Source organism: Thermomonospora echinospora (genome assembly GCF_900108175.1).
In the GTDB taxonomy this organism is placed as follows: domain Bacteria; phylum Actinomycetota; class Actinomycetes; order Streptosporangiales; family Streptosporangiaceae; genus Thermomonospora; species Thermomonospora echinospora.
On the sequence record NZ_FNVO01000013.1, the window covers coordinates 26,139 to 42,046 of the forward strand.

Consider the following 15,908-nt stretch of genomic DNA (forward strand, 5'->3'; position numbering starts at 1 on the left):
AGCCGGAAGTTCGCCGACCGGTCTCAATCGGGACACCCCGGCGCCACCCGGACCGACCCCTGACGATCACACCGTGGTGCCCAGTCCCCCGTCCACCGGGATCACCGCGCCGGTGACGTAGGCACCGGCCCGGCTCGCCAGGTACACCGCGACGCCCGCCATGTCGTCGGGACGCCCGATGCGGCGCAGCGGGGCCATTGCGGCGATCTCCTCGCCGAAGGCGTCCAGCGTGGCGGCCATCATCTTGGACTCGAACGGGCCGGGCGCCACGGCGTTCACGGTGATGCCGCGGGGGCCCAGCTCGCGGGCCAGCACCCGGGTCAGGTGGTGCAGGCCGGCCTTGCTCGCCGAGTACGAGTAGGTGGGCAGGGCGGGAACGTGCAGGCCGTCGATGCTGCCGACGTTGACGACGCGGGCCGGGTCGTCGGCGGTGGCGGCCGCCTCCAGCAGCGGCAGGAACGCGCGGGTGAGGAAGAACGGCGCCTTGAGGTTGAGGTCCAGCACCTTGTCCCAGGCGGACGCCGGGAACTCCTCCAGCGGCGCACCCCAGGTGGCGCCCGCGTTGTTGACCAGGACGTGGACGGCCTGCTCGGATTCGGCGATCTCGCGGGCCAGCCGCAGGCATTCCTCCTCGGTGGACAGGTCGGCCGGGATGGGGGTGACCTGGCCGTACTGCGACAGCTCCGTGGCGGCCTGCGCGCAGGCGTCGGGCTTGCGGGAGCTGATGTACACGCGCGCCCCGGCCTGGAGCAGGCCGCGTGCCATCATCAGGCCGATGCCGCGAGTGCCGCCGGTGACGACGGCCACCTTGCCGGACAGATCGAACAGCTCCACGCTTCCTCCCACGTCGACGGGTCCGACCGGCATTCTGCCGGTAGCCGGGATCCCCTCGGCGGCGGGGTGGGGGCTGGGCGTGCGGCGACGCTACCCCGCGGGCTCGGGCGTCCGGTCCTGCTCCTTGTCCTCCGAGGACGGCGCCGCGGAGATCGGGGGGACGTGGCGCAGCAGCACCGCCGACAGCACGGCGGCGGCCGCGATCAGCACCGTGGCGACCGCGGCGGCGGCGTGCAGGCCGCCGACGAACGCCTCGCGGGCGGTGCCGAGCAGGGCCGCGCCGAGGTCGCCGGGCAGCCGTTCGGCGACCGCCGCCGCACCGCCCAGGGTGTCGCGGGCCTGTTCGGCCGCCCGTTCGGGAACGCCGGCGGGGGCGTCGGTCCCGGCGCGGTAGACGGCGGCGGCGATGCTGCCGAACACCGCCAGGCCGAGCGCGCCGCCGAACTCCTGGGCGGTCTCCGACAGCGCCGCGGCCGAGCCCGCCCGTTCCGCCGGCGCCGCCGCGATGATCATGTCGGTGCCCAGCACCAGCAGCGGGGAGGCGCCGAGAAAGAACAGGGTGTGCCCGGTCACCAGGACGACCGGGCCGGAGTCGACCCCGGCCTGGGTCATCAGGGCCACCCCCAGCGAGCCCACCGCCAGCCCGACCGCGGCCACCGTGCCGGGGCGGATGCGGCGGGCCAGCGCGGGCGAGGCCACGAAGCCCGCGATGACCGCGACCGTCTGCGGCAGCATCCACAGGCCGGCCTGCAGCGGGCTCAGACCCAGCACCAGCTGCAGATACTGGGCGTTGAGCATCCCGAGGCCGGGCCCGGCCAGGACCACCAGCAGCAGAATGCCGAGCGAGACGCTGAACCGGCGTTCGGCGAACAGCCCCAGATCCAGCAGCGGGGACTCGGCCCCGCGCTGCCGGCGGACGAACAGCACCGCGAGTACGAGCCCGCCGGCCAGCGCCAGCACCGGCACCGTGCCGGGGCCGTAGGCGGCGATCTCCTTCAGCCCGTAGACCGTCGCGATCACGCCGGTCAGCGAGAGCAGCACACTGGCCGGGTCGATGCGCCCCGGAGCGGGATCACGCGACTCCGGCAGCAGCACCGGCCCCACCGCCGCCAGCAGCGCCATCACCGGTACGCCCAGCAGGAACACCGAGCCCCACCAGAAGTTCTCCAGCAGGACCCCGCCGACCAGCGGGCCGATCACCATGCCGCCGCTGAAGCCGATCAGCCACAGGCCGATGGCGACGGTGCGCTGCGCCGGGTCGTGGAACATGGTGCGGATCAGCGACAGCGTGGCGGGCATCAGCGTCGCGCCCGTCACCCCCAGCAGCGCCCGCGCCGCGATGAGCAGTTCGGCGCTGGGGGCGTAGGCGGCCAGCACCGAGGCCAGCCCGAAGGCGACGCCTCCGGTCAGCAGCACCCGGCGGCGGCCGAAGCGGTCGCCGAGCGCGCCCATGGTGATCAGGAAACCGGCGATCAGGAAACCATAGGCGTCGTTGATCCACAGCAGTTGCGCGCTGCTCGGCCGCAGGTCGGCGCTGAGCGCGGGCTGGGCCAGGTGCATCACCGTGACGTCGATGGAGATCAGCAGGGTCGGCAGGATCAGCACGGCCAGGCCGATCCACTCCCGCCGGCCGGCCCGGGAGGTCGTGTCCTCGTTCATGATCCGAACGTAGAACCTCGACCAAGGTTGACCTCAAGGCCCGTTCCGGGACGGTGCACCCGGAGGAACCGGACGTATCCCCACAAACATGCGACCCAATCGTCACGTTCCAAACTCTTGTCGCACCTGATCAACAACGGTAGATACCAGGAGAAACCCTCCTGGAGGTCTCCTGGTGAGAAGACGTCTCGCATATCCCCTTCTCGGGGGCGCGCTGGCCGCCGCCCTGGCCGTCCCCCTGACGGCCCCGGCCGCGGCCGATCCCGAGCCCCGCCGCAAGCCGCCGGCCGTCCGCGACTTCGGCAACGGGCCCGAGCGCAACACCGTCGCCGGTTCCGCGCTCAAGCGGCGGCAGGGCGCCGATCTCAGCCGCTTCCCCTGGCAGCTGGAGCGCGGCTACCCCCGACGGACCACGCTGGCCGAGCCGGCGGAGAACACCTCCGACGCCGCCATCAAGCTGGGCCTGACCCCCTACCACGCCATCGCGCCCAAGCTGAACGAGCTGCAGAAGCGCAGCGACCGCATCAGCGTGGAGGTCATCGGCCGCAGCCACCAGGGCCGCGAGCTGTACCTGGTCACGGTGACCGAGCCGGAGAGCAGCGTCCAGGCCAAGGCGCAGGCCGCGATGCGCACGCAGATCGAGAACGACCCGGCCAAGGCCGCCCGGAACCCGCTGATCAAGCGGAGCTACAAGGCTCCGGTCTTCATCAACAACAACATCCACGGCAACGAGTGGGAGGGCACCGACGCCGCGCTGCGCACCATCGAGCGGCTGGCCACCGCCAAGGACGCGCAGACCAAGCGGCTGCTGGCCAAGAGCCGGCTGTACTTCAACGTCACCGCCAACCCCGACGGCCGGGTCAACAACACCCGCGCCAACGGGGCCGGGTTCGACATGAACCGCGACTTCATCACCGGCTCGCAGCCGGAGGTGCGGTCGATGCGGCAGGTCATGATCGACACCCAGCCGGTGGTGATGCTGGACCTGCACGGCTACGTCAACGGCACGCTGGTCGAGCCGACCACCCCGCCGCACGGCCAGAACTACGAGTACGACCTGTTCATCAAGAACGCCTACGCCAACGGCCTGGGCATGGAGGCCGCGATCAAGGCGCTCGGGTACACGCCCGAGGCCGACGGGGTGAACCCGCCGCAGATCCCCTTCCGCGACTGGGACGAGGGCTGGGACGACTGGCCGCCGATCTTCACTCCGCAGTACGCCCCGTTCCACGGCGCGGTGGCCTCGCACACCATCGAGATCCCGCTGCGGGTCAACAACGCCGACTACACCAGCCAGCCGGTGGACGAGCTACGTCGCCGCTCCAAGATCAACACCGATATCGCGGCGGCGGCGATGGACGGCGCGCTGTCGTTCGTCCAGCAGCGCGGCGAGCAGTTGGTGGCCGACCAGATCGAGATGTTCCGGCGGGGCGCGGCCGGTGAGGCCTCCAAGGAGGTGCCGCTCGGGATCGTGCCCGGCTTCGGCCCCGAGGACGTCTACAACACCACGTTCCCGCGCGCGTACGTGATCCCGTCCGGGCAGGGGCAGCGCTCGGCGCCGGCCGCCGCCCGGCTGGTGGACCACCTGATCGCCAACGACGTGCGGGTGCAGCGCTCGACCAAGGCGTTCACGCTGGGCGGCAAGAGCTACCCGGCCGGCTCCTACGTGGTCGACATGCACCAGCCCAAGCGCGGCATGGCCAACGTCCTGCTGGAGGCGGGCGCCGACATCAGCCCGCGCGTCGACGCCATGTACGACATCTCCGGCTGGAGCCTGTCCCACCTGTGGGGCGCCACGGTCGACCCGGTCCGGTCGGGCGACCTGCGCGGGGTGAAGGCCACGCAGGTGTCGGCGGCCGCCCCGAGCGGCTCGGTGGCCCCGTCCGGGGACCTGGGCCTGCGGCTGGACGACCCCAAGGAGGTCAGCGCCCTCAACGACCTGCTCGGCCAGGGCGTCAAGGCCCAGTGGACCGCCGACGGCGGCGTGGTGATCCCGGCCTCGGCCCGGTCGGCCGCGCGCACCGTCGCGGACCGCTACGGGGTGCAGTTCACCAAGGCGGCCGGCAAGGGCGTCGCGCCGCTGCGCAAGCTGAACGTCGCCGCGGCGGGCAGCGCCGACGACGTCTACACCCTGCAGGAGATGGGCTTCACCGTGACGCCGGTCTCCACCGCCACGCTGAACGCCGGGTTCGACTGGAGCGGCGTGGACGTGCTGTACGTCTCCAGCGGGCTGAACTACGCGCAGCTCAACGAGGCCGCCCGTACCGCGCTCAACGGGTTCCTGGCCAGGGGCGGCGTGGTCACCCGTGGCAGCACGGGCGCGACGTTCAACTCCGCCGCCGGGCTGCTGACCGCCACCGCGGTGGCCGGCCGCAGTGACGCCAACGGCACGGTGTCGGTGGCGAACGCCGGCGGCCCGATCACCAGCGGCTCGGCGCCGTACTCGTTCGTCTACTCGCCGCGCTGGTTCACCGGCCTCGGCCCCGAGGTGACGGTGGAGCAGCGGTTCGACGGGCAGGCACCGCTGATCGCCGGGCACTGGCGGGCGAACGCCAACGGCACCGGCGGCCCGAACGCGGCGGCCGGCCAGGCGGCGGTCGTGCGCGGTGTGGACGAGCGGGGCGCGGCGGTGGTGCTGTTCGGCACCGAGCCGATGTTCCGCAACCACCCCAAGGGCCTGTTCCCGCAGGTGGCGCGGTCGCTGTACTGGACGTCGGTGACGGCGGGCCAGGACGGCTGACCCGTCGCCTCCGGTTTCCGGCCTCTGAGGCCGGAAACCGGAGCCCCTGCGGTCGCCCGACCCGCACCCGCGGCCCGGTCCCCCTCCGGGGGCCGGGCCGCGGGCCTTCGGTCAGGCTCCGGTGAGCGCCTCGGCCCGGTACGCCTCCAGCCGCTCGGCCAGTGCCTCGGGGCGGGCCAGCGCGGGCAGGTGACCGCTGTCGATCTCGTCGGGAACGATCCCCAGCCGTTCCCGCACGACGCGCCGCTGGAACTCGGCCGGGAAGAGCCGGTCGTGGCGGCACAGCAGGAACCTGGTCGGCACGTCGGGCCAGGCGTCCAGCGGCCAGGGCTTTTCAAACGGGGTGTCCGACTGCCGGCGCCCGCCCTTCATCGCCTCGGCCGTCACGTCCGGCGGCACGTCGTGGAAGAAGACGTCCCTCGGGTCGAACCCCTCGCCGAGCGCCCGACCCTCCCGCTCGGCCATCTGCCGCATGGCCCGCTCCTGGCCGGTGTTGGCCCACCACTGGCCGCCGGACTCGCCCGGCACGGGCACCATCGCGGCCACCAGCACCATCAGGTCGACGGGCACCCTCGCGCAGACCATCGGCGCGACGAACCCGCCCATCGACTGGCCCACCACGACCAGGCCGGTGCGGTCGCCGATCGCGTCCACCACGACGTCGGTGTACTCGGCGAACCCGGCCGAGTCGTCGTCGGCGGGCAGGTCGGGCGCGACCACGTCATGTCCCCGCGCCCGCAGCAGCGGGACGACGCGATGCCAGTACCAGGACTCGCCCCCGGCACCGGGGATCAGCACGTACGTCGCCATCCGTCAGCTCCTCTCCGCCAGCGCCCGGGGGACCCGGGTCTGGAAGTCCAGCACCCCGGCCCAGGTCGGGCGGACGGCGATCCGCGCCATCGTCAGGCCGGGCCGGTCGATCTCGGCGACCGTGGCGGCGGCCTGTTCCTCGCCGAAGTAGCGGCGATGGATCAGCCCGTACTCCGGGACGACCCCGGCCACGTCGGTGACCTGTGCCCGCCCCCGGATCAGCAGCACGTCCGGCGGAGGCCCGGGGGTGTCGACGGTGAGGGCGACGTCGGGCCTGGCCCGCAGCGCGGGGATCTTGTGAGCGCCGCCGAACGTCGCCATGACGATCTCCTCTCCGTTCCAGTGGAACATCATCGGGAACACCCGCGGCGTGCCGTCGGCGGCCACGTACGCCAGGCGGGCCAGTTCCGTGGAGGCCAGCAGCCGTCCGGCCACCTCGCTGCCCAGCAGGCGCACGTCGCCCTGTGGCAGGTCCATCAGCTCCGAAGTCATGCTCCTAAACTAGGAGTACTTGCTCCTGGAACACAAGTTCGAAGGGATAGACTGCCGAACATGCCGGTCGATCGCAGCTATCACGATCCGTGCGGGATCGCCCGCGCCCTCGACGTGGTCGGCGAGCGGTGGGCGCTGCTGGTGGTGCGCGAACTGCTGCTGGGCCCCAAGCGGTTCTCCGACCTGCACCGGGGGCTGCCCGGTGCAAGCCAGAACGTGCTGTCGCACCGGCTGCGCGAGCTCACCGCCAAGGGCGTCGTGCGGCGGCGCCGGCTCGGGCCGCCCGCTGGGGCGTGGGTCTACGAGCTGACCGAGTGGGGCCGCGACCTTGAGCCCGTGCTGCTGGGGCTGGCCTTCTGGGGCAGCCGCGCCCCGCTCGGTTCCGATGCCGAGCTGAGCGCCGACGCGCTGGTCATCGCCATGATGACGCTGTTCGACGCCCGCGTCGCCGGCGATCTGGACGCCGTGCTGGCGGTACGGCTGGACGACGACGTGTTCGAAGTCCGGATCGCCGGCGGCCGTCTGGAGATCTCCCGGAGAGCCCCCGAACGCCCCGGCGCCGTCATCGAGTCCGGCGTCGGCGTCCTCAGGTCGCTGGTGTTCAAGGGCCGTCCGCTCGCCGCGGCGCTGGAGGCCGGCGACGTACGGCTCGACGGCGACCGGCGGCTGGTCGAACGCTTCGTCACGCTCTTTCCCCGCCCGGCGACCGTTCCCTCCGGCACCGGCGCGTAGAACACGCCGCCGAAAAGGCCGTGCGCCCCGCATACTGGTGCGAAATGCGCGCCGACGTGCCGGGCCGCCCGGCACGCATGCCGAGCACGCCGACGCCGCGCTCAGCAGGGCGGTGCCGGCCGTCCGCCGAGGCGGCGAGCGCGCGGACGCGGGTGGCGAACGAGAGACGACGGGGGAACGCGGCGTGAGCACGACCTTGTTCCTGGTCCGGCACGGTGAGACGGTGTGGCACGCCGACAACCGCTATGCCGGGGTCAGCGACGTGGCGCTGACCGAACGCGGCCACGACCAGGCCGCGCGGCTGGCGGTCTGGGCACAGAAGGCCGAACTGGACGCGGTGTGGGCCTCGCCGCTGAGCCGGGCGCGGGCCACCGCCGCGCCCGCCGCCCAGGCGCTGGACCTACCGGTCACCGTGGACGCCGGGCTGACCGAGGTCTGCTTCGGCGCCGCCGAGGGCCGCACATTGTCGGAGCTGCCGCCCGAGCAGGCCGCCGCCTTCCGCGCCGATCCCGTGGCCAGCGCGTTCCCGGGCGCGGAGGACCCGCGCCTGGCCGCCGTACGCGGGACCGCCGCGCTGCGGCGCATCGCCGCCCATCACCCCGGGGGCCGGGTGCTGGTCGTGGCGCACAACACGCTGCTGCGGCTGGTGCTGTGCTCGCTGCTGGGCGTCCCGCTGTCCCGCTACCGCACCGTGTTCCCGCAGCTGCGCAACTGCGCGCCGGCGGAGCTGGTGATCGACGGGACGGACGCGGGGCTGGTCGCCCTGAACACCCCGCTGCCCTGATCCGCCCCGGCGCATAGGTCCCGGACGCTAGAGCCATGGCGCATAGGTCCCGCACGCTAGAGCCCCGGCGCATAGGTCCCGCACGCTGAAGCCATAGCGCATAGGTCCCGCACGCTAGAGCCCCGGCGCATAGCTCCCGCACGCTGAAGCCATAGCGCATAGGTCCCCGTGGCGGGGGCAGGGACGGCGCATGACCGAATCCAGCAGCCAGCGCATCGACGACACCCCGGGCTCGGCCGGTTCGGTGACCGAGGCGTCGGACGCCGCGGCCGAGCACAACCCCGCCGAGCAGGCTGGAGGGGTGGCCGAATCCCTGCCCGCGGCCGGGCCCGATCCGGCCGACCGGCTGTCCGGCGGCGACGAGCGGCCGCGGGACGAGTCACGCGAGCACGGCCGGGGCGGGCGCGACCCGGAGATCGCCCGTGGCGCCGGAGTGCCGGACAAGGGCGGCGCCTACGTCGACGAGTTCCGTCCGGAGCCGGTGCCACAGGTCCCTTCCAAGGGCCGGGTCGGCCAGGAGGTGGGGGGAGCCCAGGTCATCCCCGACACGGACGCCGAGCGGCGCCCGTCGGATCGGCCCGAGTGACCCGTCGTGTCTGACGCCGTGTCCCGGGCAGCCGTCCCGGGGCCGGCGAAGACCGCGGCGCACCGCCGGCGCGGGCGCCGCGTCAGCGGGCCGTGCCCTCGTGACGCATCAGCAGGGCGTAGGCCGCCAGGGTGGAGTCGTCGGTGATGCGGCCGGCGGCGACCAGCTCCCAGAACTCCCCGCGGGAGAACCACCGCTGCCGCATGTCCTGCTCCTCGTGCTCGCGGGCGTGCTCCCCGGCGACCAGGTCGGTGGCCAGGAAGACGTTGAAGCCCTGACCGCTGGTGCCGTGCGAGCAGTGCAGGTGGCCTAGGTGTTCCAGCCGTCCGGCGCGCAGCCCGGTCTCCTCGGCCAGCTCGGTGCGGGCCAGCAGTTCGGGGTCGCCGTCCGCGCCGTCGGGAAAGGTGCCCTGCGGGAAGCTCCAGGTGCGCCGCCCGACCGGATAGCGGTATTCCTCGACCAGATGGAACCCACCGTTCTCGGCCGGAATGACCAAGGCGAAATCCGGCTTTTCGACTACGCCGTATATTCCGGGCGAGCCGTCGGGTCGCTCGATGCGGTCCTCGCGCACCGTCATCCACCGATTGCGGTACACGATCCGGGAGTCGAGCCGCCGGATGACCTGCTCGTCGCCGTGCCGCACCTCAGACCCCCGATCCGTACCGGTAGATGAGCTCGTGCCGGTCGCCCACCACCACCCGGTGGGTGACCTCCACGATGCGGTCATTGTGGTCATAACCGCGCCGCCACAGGGTCAGAACCGGCTGATCGGCGGTGATCTGCAGGATGTCGCACTCATCCGGGCGCGGCGGCCGGCAGGTGACGCTCTCCTCGAACAGCATCCGGTAGCCGAGCTCCTCCAGCCGGGAGTAGATCCCGCCCGGCCCGGTGTCGACCTGGCGCAGCACCGGAAGCTGCGCCACCACGTCCATGATCACCCAGGTGATGGCGGTCTGCACCGGCGGCTCCCCCACCACGCCCTGCACGCGGGCGCGCCGCAGCACGGTGGTGCCGACGGGCACCGCCAGCCACCGAGCCAGCGCGGCGTCGGCGGCGACCTCGCTCACGGTGGTGCGGGTGAACGGCTCGCGCCCGTCCTGCCGGGCCGAGACGTGGAAGCCTCGCCACCCGCCCACCTGGCGGGTGATGTCGGCGGCCGCGCGCCGCACCGGCCCGGTGGCGCGGACCTGGGTGCCGGTCCCGGGATGCACCACCACCAGTCCCTGGTCGGCCAGCATGCGCACCGCCCGGCGCACCGTGGAGCGGTCGGCGGCGAACTGCCCGGCCAACTCGCGCTCGGACGGCAGCCAGGAGCCGGGCGCCAACTCGCCCTCGACGATCCGGGCGGCCAGGGCGTTGGTGATCGCCTGCGCCCTAGCGGGTGGTCTCGGCATTCCGACGTGATCTCCCACGCTCTGGCCTGGAGGGGTACCGTGCTTTGCCGACCACCATAACCCGACCATTGGCCGGTTCCGGCCGACCGAATGACGGTCATTTCATGGACTTGCGCGTTCCCATGGACGGTTGCTTTTGGTAGGTCTACCGTGGACCTACCTTAGACCTACCAAATGGAGATGGTCACCCTGGGCCTGCCACCTTCCCGGCGCCCCGCGCTGTTCTCGTGGACCGTGGTGACCCGGCATGACGATCTCCGCCGGGTCGGGGCGTGCGGAGTCTGCGACGACCGCGCCCGGGCGATGCGGCATCTGGGAGAGGCGCTGCTGGAGGCTCCGGCCGGTGCGGTGGGGCTGGTGCACCGGGTCACCGTGGGCGTGGCCGGGCTGGGGTATCTGTACGACGGGCTGATCGCCCGCGCGTGTCTCGACCCGGCCACCGGGACGATCGACTGGCTGGAGATGGGCTGCCCGCGCTGGGCGTGGGGCCCGAGGGACGCACTGCTCGATGCGGTGACCGGCCGCGCCGGCGACCCCCTGCCGCCCGAGGCGGTCGCGCTGGGCCTGGCCGACCCGCAGGCCGAAAGCGGCCACCGCGGGCGCCCCGGCCCGGCATGACCGCCGGCCGGTGAGGCCGGGCGGCGCACCCGGACCCACGAGCCGGTCCCACAGCCGCGCGGCGGCACGGCGGGCTTCCGTTCCCCACACCCACCGCGGGCCGGACGCCCCGCGCCGCCGCGCCCCCGTCCCGGCGCCGTGTGAACGGTGCGGATGCGGGCACGGTCGGCGGAAAGGGGGGAACCATGAAGCTGCGTGACCCCGGGAAGATCAAGGAAGCGCTGAACGACCTGGACTTCCCGGCCGCCAAGGAGGAGATCGTCCGGCACGCCCGCAGCCGGGGCGCCCGCCGCGACGTCGACCAGGCGCTGTCGGCGCTGCCCCCGGCCGACTACGCCAACATCCGGGAGGTGCTGCGGTCGGTGCCGCTGGACCCCGACCCCGACCTCTCCGAGAGCGAGCGCGCCGAGCGGCACCGCCAGGCCAAGCACAAGAACAGGCTGTCAGAGCACGAGATCCCCATCCGCCCCTCGCCGGTCGAGGAGGAACTGCGCCGCCGGCGTTAAGCGCCGGTCCGCTCAGACGACGAGCGCACCGATCCGCTCGGACGACGAGCGCACCGGTCCGCTCAGGCGGCGAGCAGGTCCAGCGCGACGGCGGCGGTCCAGGACTGCGGGCGGGCGCCCAGCGGCTCCCCGGTGAAGGGGTGGTAGTACTCGGCGAACAGGCCGTCGGCGAGTTGGTCGAGTGCGGCCTCACGCAGGGCGTGCGCGGTCTCCTGCTCTCCGGAGCGTTCCAGGCCCCAGACCATCAGCCAGGTGACCGGCGGCCACTGCGGGCCCCGCCAGTACCGCACCGGGTCGAAGGCGGCCGAGTTCGGGCTGGTGCTGGGCGGCAGGGCGTGCGCGAAGCCGGGATGGCCGCACCAGTCGGCCGAGGTCAGCGTGGCCACCAAGGCGCGCCGGCGGGCAGGGTCGAGCCCGCCGGACAGCAGCGGCGCGAACCCGGCGACGGTCTCGGTGCGTACCACGGCCCCGGTGCGCAGGTCGATGTCGGCGGCGAAGCCCCGCTCGTCGGCGGTCTGCAGGACCCCGCGGCGGAAGCGGTCGGCGTAGCCGATCAGCTCGTCCACGCCCGGCAGGTCCAGCTCGTCGGCGACGGTGGCCAGCTCCTCGTTGGCGGCCACGAACAGGGCGCTGGTGAGCACGTCGCCCATCCGGAAGCTCAGCGTGCGGCGCGCCCGCTCGTCGTCGTAGCCGGCCCGGCGCAGCTCCTCCACCAGCCACTGGTACTTGGCGTAGTCGGCATCGGAGGGGCGCTGCGCGGCGGCCCCGCCCAAGGCGCCGAGCGCATGCAGGTCGGCCCGGCGGAACGGGACGAACTCCGGCGCCGGGACCACCGCCGCGTACGGGGCGTCCCAGCGCGGCGAGTTGTCCAGCCCGCTCTCCCACCCGTGGTAGATCGTCAAAATCCCGCGGCCGTCGGGGTCGCGGCGGGTGGCCAGGTAGCGGTGCCAGGCCAGCAGCGCCGGCCACAGCGCCCGAATCCGCTGCACGGCCTCGCGCCGCTCGGCGGTCGAGGCGGTGCGGGCGGCGTCCAGGATGCGGCGGACCGCGACCCCGTGCACCGGGGGCTGGATCAGCCCGCTGGTGGCGGGGCCGTCGGGGGCGTCCGGGCAGGTCTCCCGGCAGGCCCACCGTTGGGGGCCGGGCTCGTAGGTGGCGTCACCCTCGGTGAACACGATGTGCGGGACCATGCCGGTGCGCCACTGCGCCGCCAGCAGCGTCTCCAGTTCGGTCAGCGCGCGTCCGGTCGACACCCGCGCCAGGCCGATCGCGATGAACGCCGCGTCCCAGCTCCACATGTGCGGATAGAGCTGGGGCGCGGCGACCGTCAGCCGCCCTCGGTCGTTGCCGGCCAGCACGTAGGCCGCACGGGCGGCCGTCTGGTTGCGGGTCAGCCTCGCGGCGGGCGCCGGCGACGGATGCATCGCGCTCACAGTGGTCATGATCGTCCGAGGTGCTAGAAGGTATGTCTTCAGACCTTATACGGGTTACATTTCCCACGTGCGGCGTTCTGATGCGCTTCGCCCCCCTTAACCACTGCGCAACATTTCCGTGACAAGGGGGGCGAAGCGGCGGTACGGACCCGTCAGCCGATCCGGCCGGAGGTGAACGTCCAGGTGCCCGAGCCGACCGTGCGGGCCCGGTCCGTTCCCGGCACGTGCACCTCGGCGGTGGCGCCCGGCGGCACCGTCACGGTCAGCCTGACCTTGCCGTCCTCCTTCGTCCAGCGGGTGCGGACCTCCCCGTAGGGGGTCTGCCGGGTGCCCGCCGCGCCGGTCAGGTCGCCCACCACGGCCGGGCGGATCACCAGCCTGCGCCAGGCCACCGAGTCAGGGGCCTGCTCGATCCCGGCCAGCCGTTCGGTGAACCAGGAGTCGATCGAGCCCAGCATGAAGTGGTTCTGCGACTGGCCGCTGCCGCCGTCCCACATCTCGCCGAGCGCGGTGTTGCCCGCCTTGACCTGGTAGCCGTAGCTGGGGCTGTCGGTCCGCGTGGCGATCTTGTAGACCACGTCGTCCCGGCCGGCCTGCGACAGCACCCGGAACGCCGCCGGCAGCGAGATCTCGCCCAGCAGCAGGTGCCAGCCGGCGGCCTCGATGTCGGCGATCAGGCCGTCCAGGATCCGCTGCCGGTGCTCGGCGGGCACCGCGCCCATGTCCAGGCCCAGCGCGGTGGCGCCCTGCCCGCCGCCGCCGAACTCGCCGGTCTGCGGGTTGTACTGGGCGTTCCACAGCGCCTGGGCGGACTGCGCGGCCTTGGCCCGGTACTGCGCGGCCTCGGCGTCCCTGCCGAGCGTGTCGGCGATCTTGGCGAGGGTGTCCAGCACCCGCCAGTACCCGTAGGTGGCCGACACCATCTTGGGGAACGTCCGGTCGGGGGTGATCCAGTCGCCCAGGGTGTAGTCGGTCAGCCCGTCCTTGACGCGCGTCTCCAGGTGCGCCAGGTAGCGCTGCATCGCCGGGTAGTGGGTCCGCATCGTCTCGGTGTCGCCGTAGGCGCGGTAGAGCTGCCACGGCACCACGACGAACGCGCCGCCCCAGTTGGAGTCGTCCCGGTAGGACCCGGCCAGCGTCACGTAGTCGGGCACCGTGGAGGGGATCAGCCCCGTCTCGGTCTGCGCGTCGGCCATGTCCTGCACGACCTTGCGGAGCATGGCGTGCACGTCGTAGTTGGCCGCCAGCGCGTCCCCGACCAGGTGGGTCTGCTCCAGCCAGCCGAGCTTCTCCCGACTGGGGCAGTCGGTGAAGATGCTCATCATGTTGCCCTCGATGGCGCGGCGGACCAGCCCGTGGATGCCGTTGATCAGCTCGTTGGAGGAGGTGAACGAGCCGGCCGAGTCGTTGTCGGCGTGCAGCACATGGCCGCGCACCGAGATCGTGGCGCCCTCGGGCAGCCCCTGGACCTCCAGGTAACGGAAGCCGTGGTAGCTGAACCGCGGGTGCCAGGTCTCGGCCTTACCGCTCCCGGTGGTGTACTCGTCCCAGATCGGCGCGCCCACGTTGCTCTTGAGCTGGTAGGCCCGCCCGTCCTTGAGGCTCTCGGCCGGGACGATCCGCACCGAGGTGCCCTTGGGCGCCCGGACGGTGATCTCGGGCCAGCCGGCGATGTTGCGGCCGACGTCGAAGACCTGGTAGCCGTCGCCCTCGCCGACCCGCTTCCCTTCGAGGGTGTCGATGATGCGGACGGGTTCGGCGACGCGCCCGCTGAGCGCGGCGGTGGGCGAGTCGACCGTGATGGCGGGCTTCCAGCCGGTGCGCCTGGCCCCGGGCTCGTCCCAGCCCGGGGCCAGGCGGCGGGCGTCGAAGTCCTCACCGCCGTACCAGTTGGAGAAGGTGGTGGGCCCCAGCGTGGTCTGCCAGTCGGCGCCGCTGGTCACGCGCATCGTGCGGCCGTCCTCCAGCGTCACCTCCAGTTGCGCGGTGAGCATGGGGTCGCTGGTGGTGCGGGCGAACTTGCGGTACCGGTCGGCGGTGGAGATCACGTTGGCGGGGCCGTTGCCCAGCTCCAGGCTGATCGCGTTGGCGCCCTTGCGCAGCAGCTTGGTCACGTCGTACGTGGCGTACTGCACCCGGTCCTGGTAGTTGGTGTTGGCCGGTTCCAGGACCGCGTCGCCGACCCGGCGGCCGTTCAGCCCGACCTCGTAGACGCCCAGGCCGCTGACGTACAGGCGGGCCTGCTGGACGCCGCGCGGCAGCGTGAAGTCCTTGGCGAACTGCGGCATCGCCACCGGCACCGGCGACTGCGGCGCCTTGTTGTCGGTGACCTCGGCCAGCTTGGTGTACGCGCCGTCGGCCGTGTCGGAGGCCGACACGGTCAGGTCCGAGGGGAAGTAGGGGACCTGGCCGGTCTCGGCGGGCTGGTCGGTGCGCGGGTACAGCAGGACTTGGTCGAACGTCTTGGCGGACTTCAGGTCGATGGTGAGGGTGATCGGTGTGCCGGAGACGTCGGCGGACTCGTACGCCGAGCTGGACCAGCCGGCGAACTCCTGGTTGCTGGTCTGGGTGCCGTCGGTGATGTAGCGGGGCGCCCACTGCCGGTTGACGAACCCGCCGGTGTCGGACGGGGTGACGGTGGTGCCGGCGGCGTGGTTGGTGTCGGGGGCGGCCGAGTCGCGGACCTCGATCTCCGACAGCTGCAGCCGGTAGGTCTCCCCGTCCAGCCGCTCGCGCAGCGGCAGGCCGAGCTCGGTGACGTCGATCTTGACGTACCGGGCGGTGGTCTTGGGGACCCGCACCACCAGCGGGGTCGGCTGCTTGCGCGAGAACCGCCAGTCGGGGTGGGTGATCCAGTCGGCCGACCAGTCGCCGGAGCCGGTCAGGCCGGTCTCGAACCAGGCGGGCTGCGACCAGCCGGAGGCGCGCCCGCCGGTCCACACCCGGACCCGCCAGTACACGCGGGTACGGCTGCCGATCCTGCGTCCGGCGTAGTCGATCCGCTGGGCGGCCGAGGACACCCGGCCGGAGTCCCACAGGTCGGGCCGGCCGTCCTTGAGCCGGTCCGCGCTGGTGGCCGCCTGCACCTGGTAGGCGGTCTGCGCGACGTTGCGGCCGCCGGGGCCGAGCCGCCAGGTCAGCGGCGGGGTGGTGTCGTCGATGCCGAGCGCGGTGCGCAGGTCGGCGGCGCGCAGCCCGGTGGCCTGCACCGCCGCCTCGGCCAGCGAGACCGGCGCGGGCGCGGCCAGCGTCAGCGCCAGCGCTCCGGCGACGATCCCGGCGCCGCGGCGCGTGAGGGGGTGAAAGCGCATGAAAGGCTC

General features: G+C 73.0%; 14 protein-coding genes. 6 read left to right on the forward strand and 8 right to left on the reverse strand.

Annotated features, from left to right (window positions below; translation table 11 throughout):
• Positions 1–66: 66 nt before the first annotated feature.
• Positions 67–834, reverse strand: a complete 768-nt coding sequence (locus tag C4U03_RS25755) for an SDR family oxidoreductase (RefSeq protein ID WP_103941227.1) — start codon at positions 832–834, stop codon at positions 67–69.
• 90 nt (positions 835–924) lie between these two features.
• Positions 925–2,493, reverse strand: a complete 1,569-nt coding sequence (locus C4U03_RS25760; protein WP_103940953.1) for an MFS transporter — start codon at positions 2,491–2,493, stop codon at positions 925–927.
• Positions 2,494–2,668: 175 nt separating this feature from the next.
• Between C4U03_RS25760 and C4U03_RS25765 the strand changes: the two genes are divergently transcribed.
• Complete coding sequence (locus tag C4U03_RS25765) at positions 2,669–5,233, forward strand: M14 family zinc carboxypeptidase (RefSeq protein ID WP_235018119.1); 2,565 nt, start codon at positions 2,669–2,671, stop codon at positions 5,231–5,233.
• Positions 5,234–5,344: 111 nt separating this feature from the next.
• Here the strand turns inward: C4U03_RS25765 and C4U03_RS25770 are convergent, their stop codons facing one another.
• Positions 5,345–6,043, reverse strand: a complete 699-nt coding sequence (locus tag C4U03_RS25770) for an alpha/beta fold hydrolase (RefSeq protein ID WP_103940955.1) — start codon at positions 6,041–6,043, stop codon at positions 5,345–5,347.
• Between the two features lie 3 nt (positions 6,044–6,046).
• Positions 6,047–6,535 carry a pyridoxamine 5'-phosphate oxidase family protein gene (locus C4U03_RS25775; RefSeq protein ID WP_103940957.1) on the reverse strand — a complete coding sequence of 163 codons (489 nt, stop codon included), beginning with the start codon at positions 6,533–6,535 and terminating at the stop codon, positions 6,047–6,049.
• A gap of 60 nt (positions 6,536–6,595) precedes the next feature.
• Here C4U03_RS25775 and C4U03_RS25780 point away from each other — a divergent pair, with 60 nt between their 5' ends.
• From C4U03_RS25780 to C4U03_RS25790, 3 genes are all read left to right on the forward strand, one after another.
• Positions 6,596–7,267 (forward strand): winged helix-turn-helix transcriptional regulator, encoded by a 672-nt coding sequence (locus C4U03_RS25780; protein WP_103940959.1) that lies wholly within the window; start codon positions 6,596–6,598, stop codon positions 7,265–7,267.
• Positions 7,268–7,451: 184 nt separating this feature from the next.
• Complete coding sequence (locus C4U03_RS25785) at positions 7,452–8,051, forward strand: histidine phosphatase family protein (protein ID WP_103940961.1); 600 nt, start codon at positions 7,452–7,454, stop codon at positions 8,049–8,051.
• Between the two features lie 190 nt (positions 8,052–8,241).
• Positions 8,242–8,637 (forward strand): hypothetical protein, encoded by a 396-nt coding sequence (locus C4U03_RS25790; RefSeq protein ID WP_103940963.1) that lies wholly within the window; start codon positions 8,242–8,244, stop codon positions 8,635–8,637.
• Positions 8,638–8,719: 82 nt separating this feature from the next.
• On the opposite strand, the gene C4U03_RS25795 is transcribed toward C4U03_RS25790, so the two are convergent.
• Together C4U03_RS25795 and C4U03_RS25800 are read right to left on the reverse strand one after the other, a co-directional pair.
• Positions 8,720–9,280, reverse strand: coding sequence for an NUDIX domain-containing protein (locus tag C4U03_RS25795; protein WP_235018120.1), 561 nt, complete (start codon positions 9,278–9,280; stop codon positions 8,720–8,722).
• 1 nt (position 9,281) lies between these two features.
• Positions 9,282–10,031 (reverse strand): GntR family transcriptional regulator, encoded by a 750-nt coding sequence (locus C4U03_RS25800; RefSeq protein ID WP_103940967.1) that lies wholly within the window; start codon positions 10,029–10,031, stop codon positions 9,282–9,284.
• Positions 10,032–10,205: 174 nt separating this feature from the next.
• Between C4U03_RS25800 and C4U03_RS25805 the strand changes: the two genes are divergently transcribed.
• Both C4U03_RS25805 and C4U03_RS25810 read left to right on the forward strand, forming a co-directional pair.
• Entirely contained in the window at positions 10,206–10,649 is a 444-nt protein-coding gene (locus tag C4U03_RS25805; protein ID WP_103940969.1) for a hypothetical protein, read from the forward strand.
• Between the two features lie 185 nt (positions 10,650–10,834).
• Entirely contained in the window at positions 10,835–11,155 is a 321-nt protein-coding gene (locus C4U03_RS25810; protein ID WP_103940971.1) for a DUF2795 domain-containing protein, read from the forward strand.
• A 62-nt stretch (positions 11,156–11,217) separates the two neighbouring features.
• Here the strand turns inward: C4U03_RS25810 and ggh are convergent, their stop codons facing one another.
• Together ggh and C4U03_RS25820 are read right to left on the reverse strand one after the other, a co-directional pair.
• The gene (ggh, locus tag C4U03_RS25815) at positions 11,218–12,597 is read right to left on the reverse strand and encodes a glucosylglycerate hydrolase (protein ID WP_200827471.1); all 1,380 of its coding nucleotides are present in this window, start codon (positions 12,595–12,597) and stop codon (positions 11,218–11,220) included.
• A 143-nt stretch (positions 12,598–12,740) separates the two neighbouring features.
• Positions 12,741–15,899 carry a family 78 glycoside hydrolase catalytic domain gene (locus C4U03_RS25820; RefSeq protein ID WP_103940975.1) on the reverse strand — a complete coding sequence of 1,053 codons (3,159 nt, stop codon included), beginning with the start codon at positions 15,897–15,899 and terminating at the stop codon, positions 12,741–12,743.
• Positions 15,900–15,908: the final 9 nt, after the last annotated feature.

Excerpts from the sequence above, each read along its gene's own strand:
- C4U03_RS25760 (WP_103940953.1), bottom strand. The coding sequence starts at position 2,493 with ATGAACGAGGACACGACCTCCCGGGCCGGCCGGCGGGAGTGGATCGGC.
- C4U03_RS25770 (WP_103940955.1), bottom strand. The coding sequence starts at position 6,043 with ATGGCGACGTACGTGCTGATCCCCGGTGCCGGGGGCGAGTCCTGGTAC.
- C4U03_RS25775 (WP_103940957.1), bottom strand. The coding sequence starts at position 6,535 with ATGACTTCGGAGCTGATGGACCTGCCACAGGGCGACGTGCGCCTGCTG.
- C4U03_RS25780 (WP_103940959.1), top strand. The coding sequence starts at position 6,596 with ATGCCGGTCGATCGCAGCTATCACGATCCGTGCGGGATCGCCCGCGCC.
- C4U03_RS25790 (WP_103940963.1), top strand. The coding sequence starts at position 8,242 with ATGACCGAATCCAGCAGCCAGCGCATCGACGACACCCCGGGCTCGGCC.
- C4U03_RS25800 (WP_103940967.1), bottom strand. The coding sequence starts at position 10,031 with ATGCCGAGACCACCCGCTAGGGCGCAGGCGATCACCAACGCCCTGGCC.
- C4U03_RS25805 (WP_103940969.1), top strand. The coding sequence starts at position 10,206 with ATGGAGATGGTCACCCTGGGCCTGCCACCTTCCCGGCGCCCCGCGCTG.
- C4U03_RS25810 (WP_103940971.1), top strand. The coding sequence starts at position 10,835 with ATGAAGCTGCGTGACCCCGGGAAGATCAAGGAAGCGCTGAACGACCTG.
- ggh (WP_200827471.1), bottom strand. The coding sequence starts at position 12,597 with ATGACCACTGTGAGCGCGATGCATCCGTCGCCGGCGCCCGCCGCGAGG.
- C4U03_RS25820 (WP_103940975.1), bottom strand. The coding sequence starts at position 15,899 with ATGCGCTTTCACCCCCTCACGCGCCGCGGCGCCGGGATCGTCGCCGGA.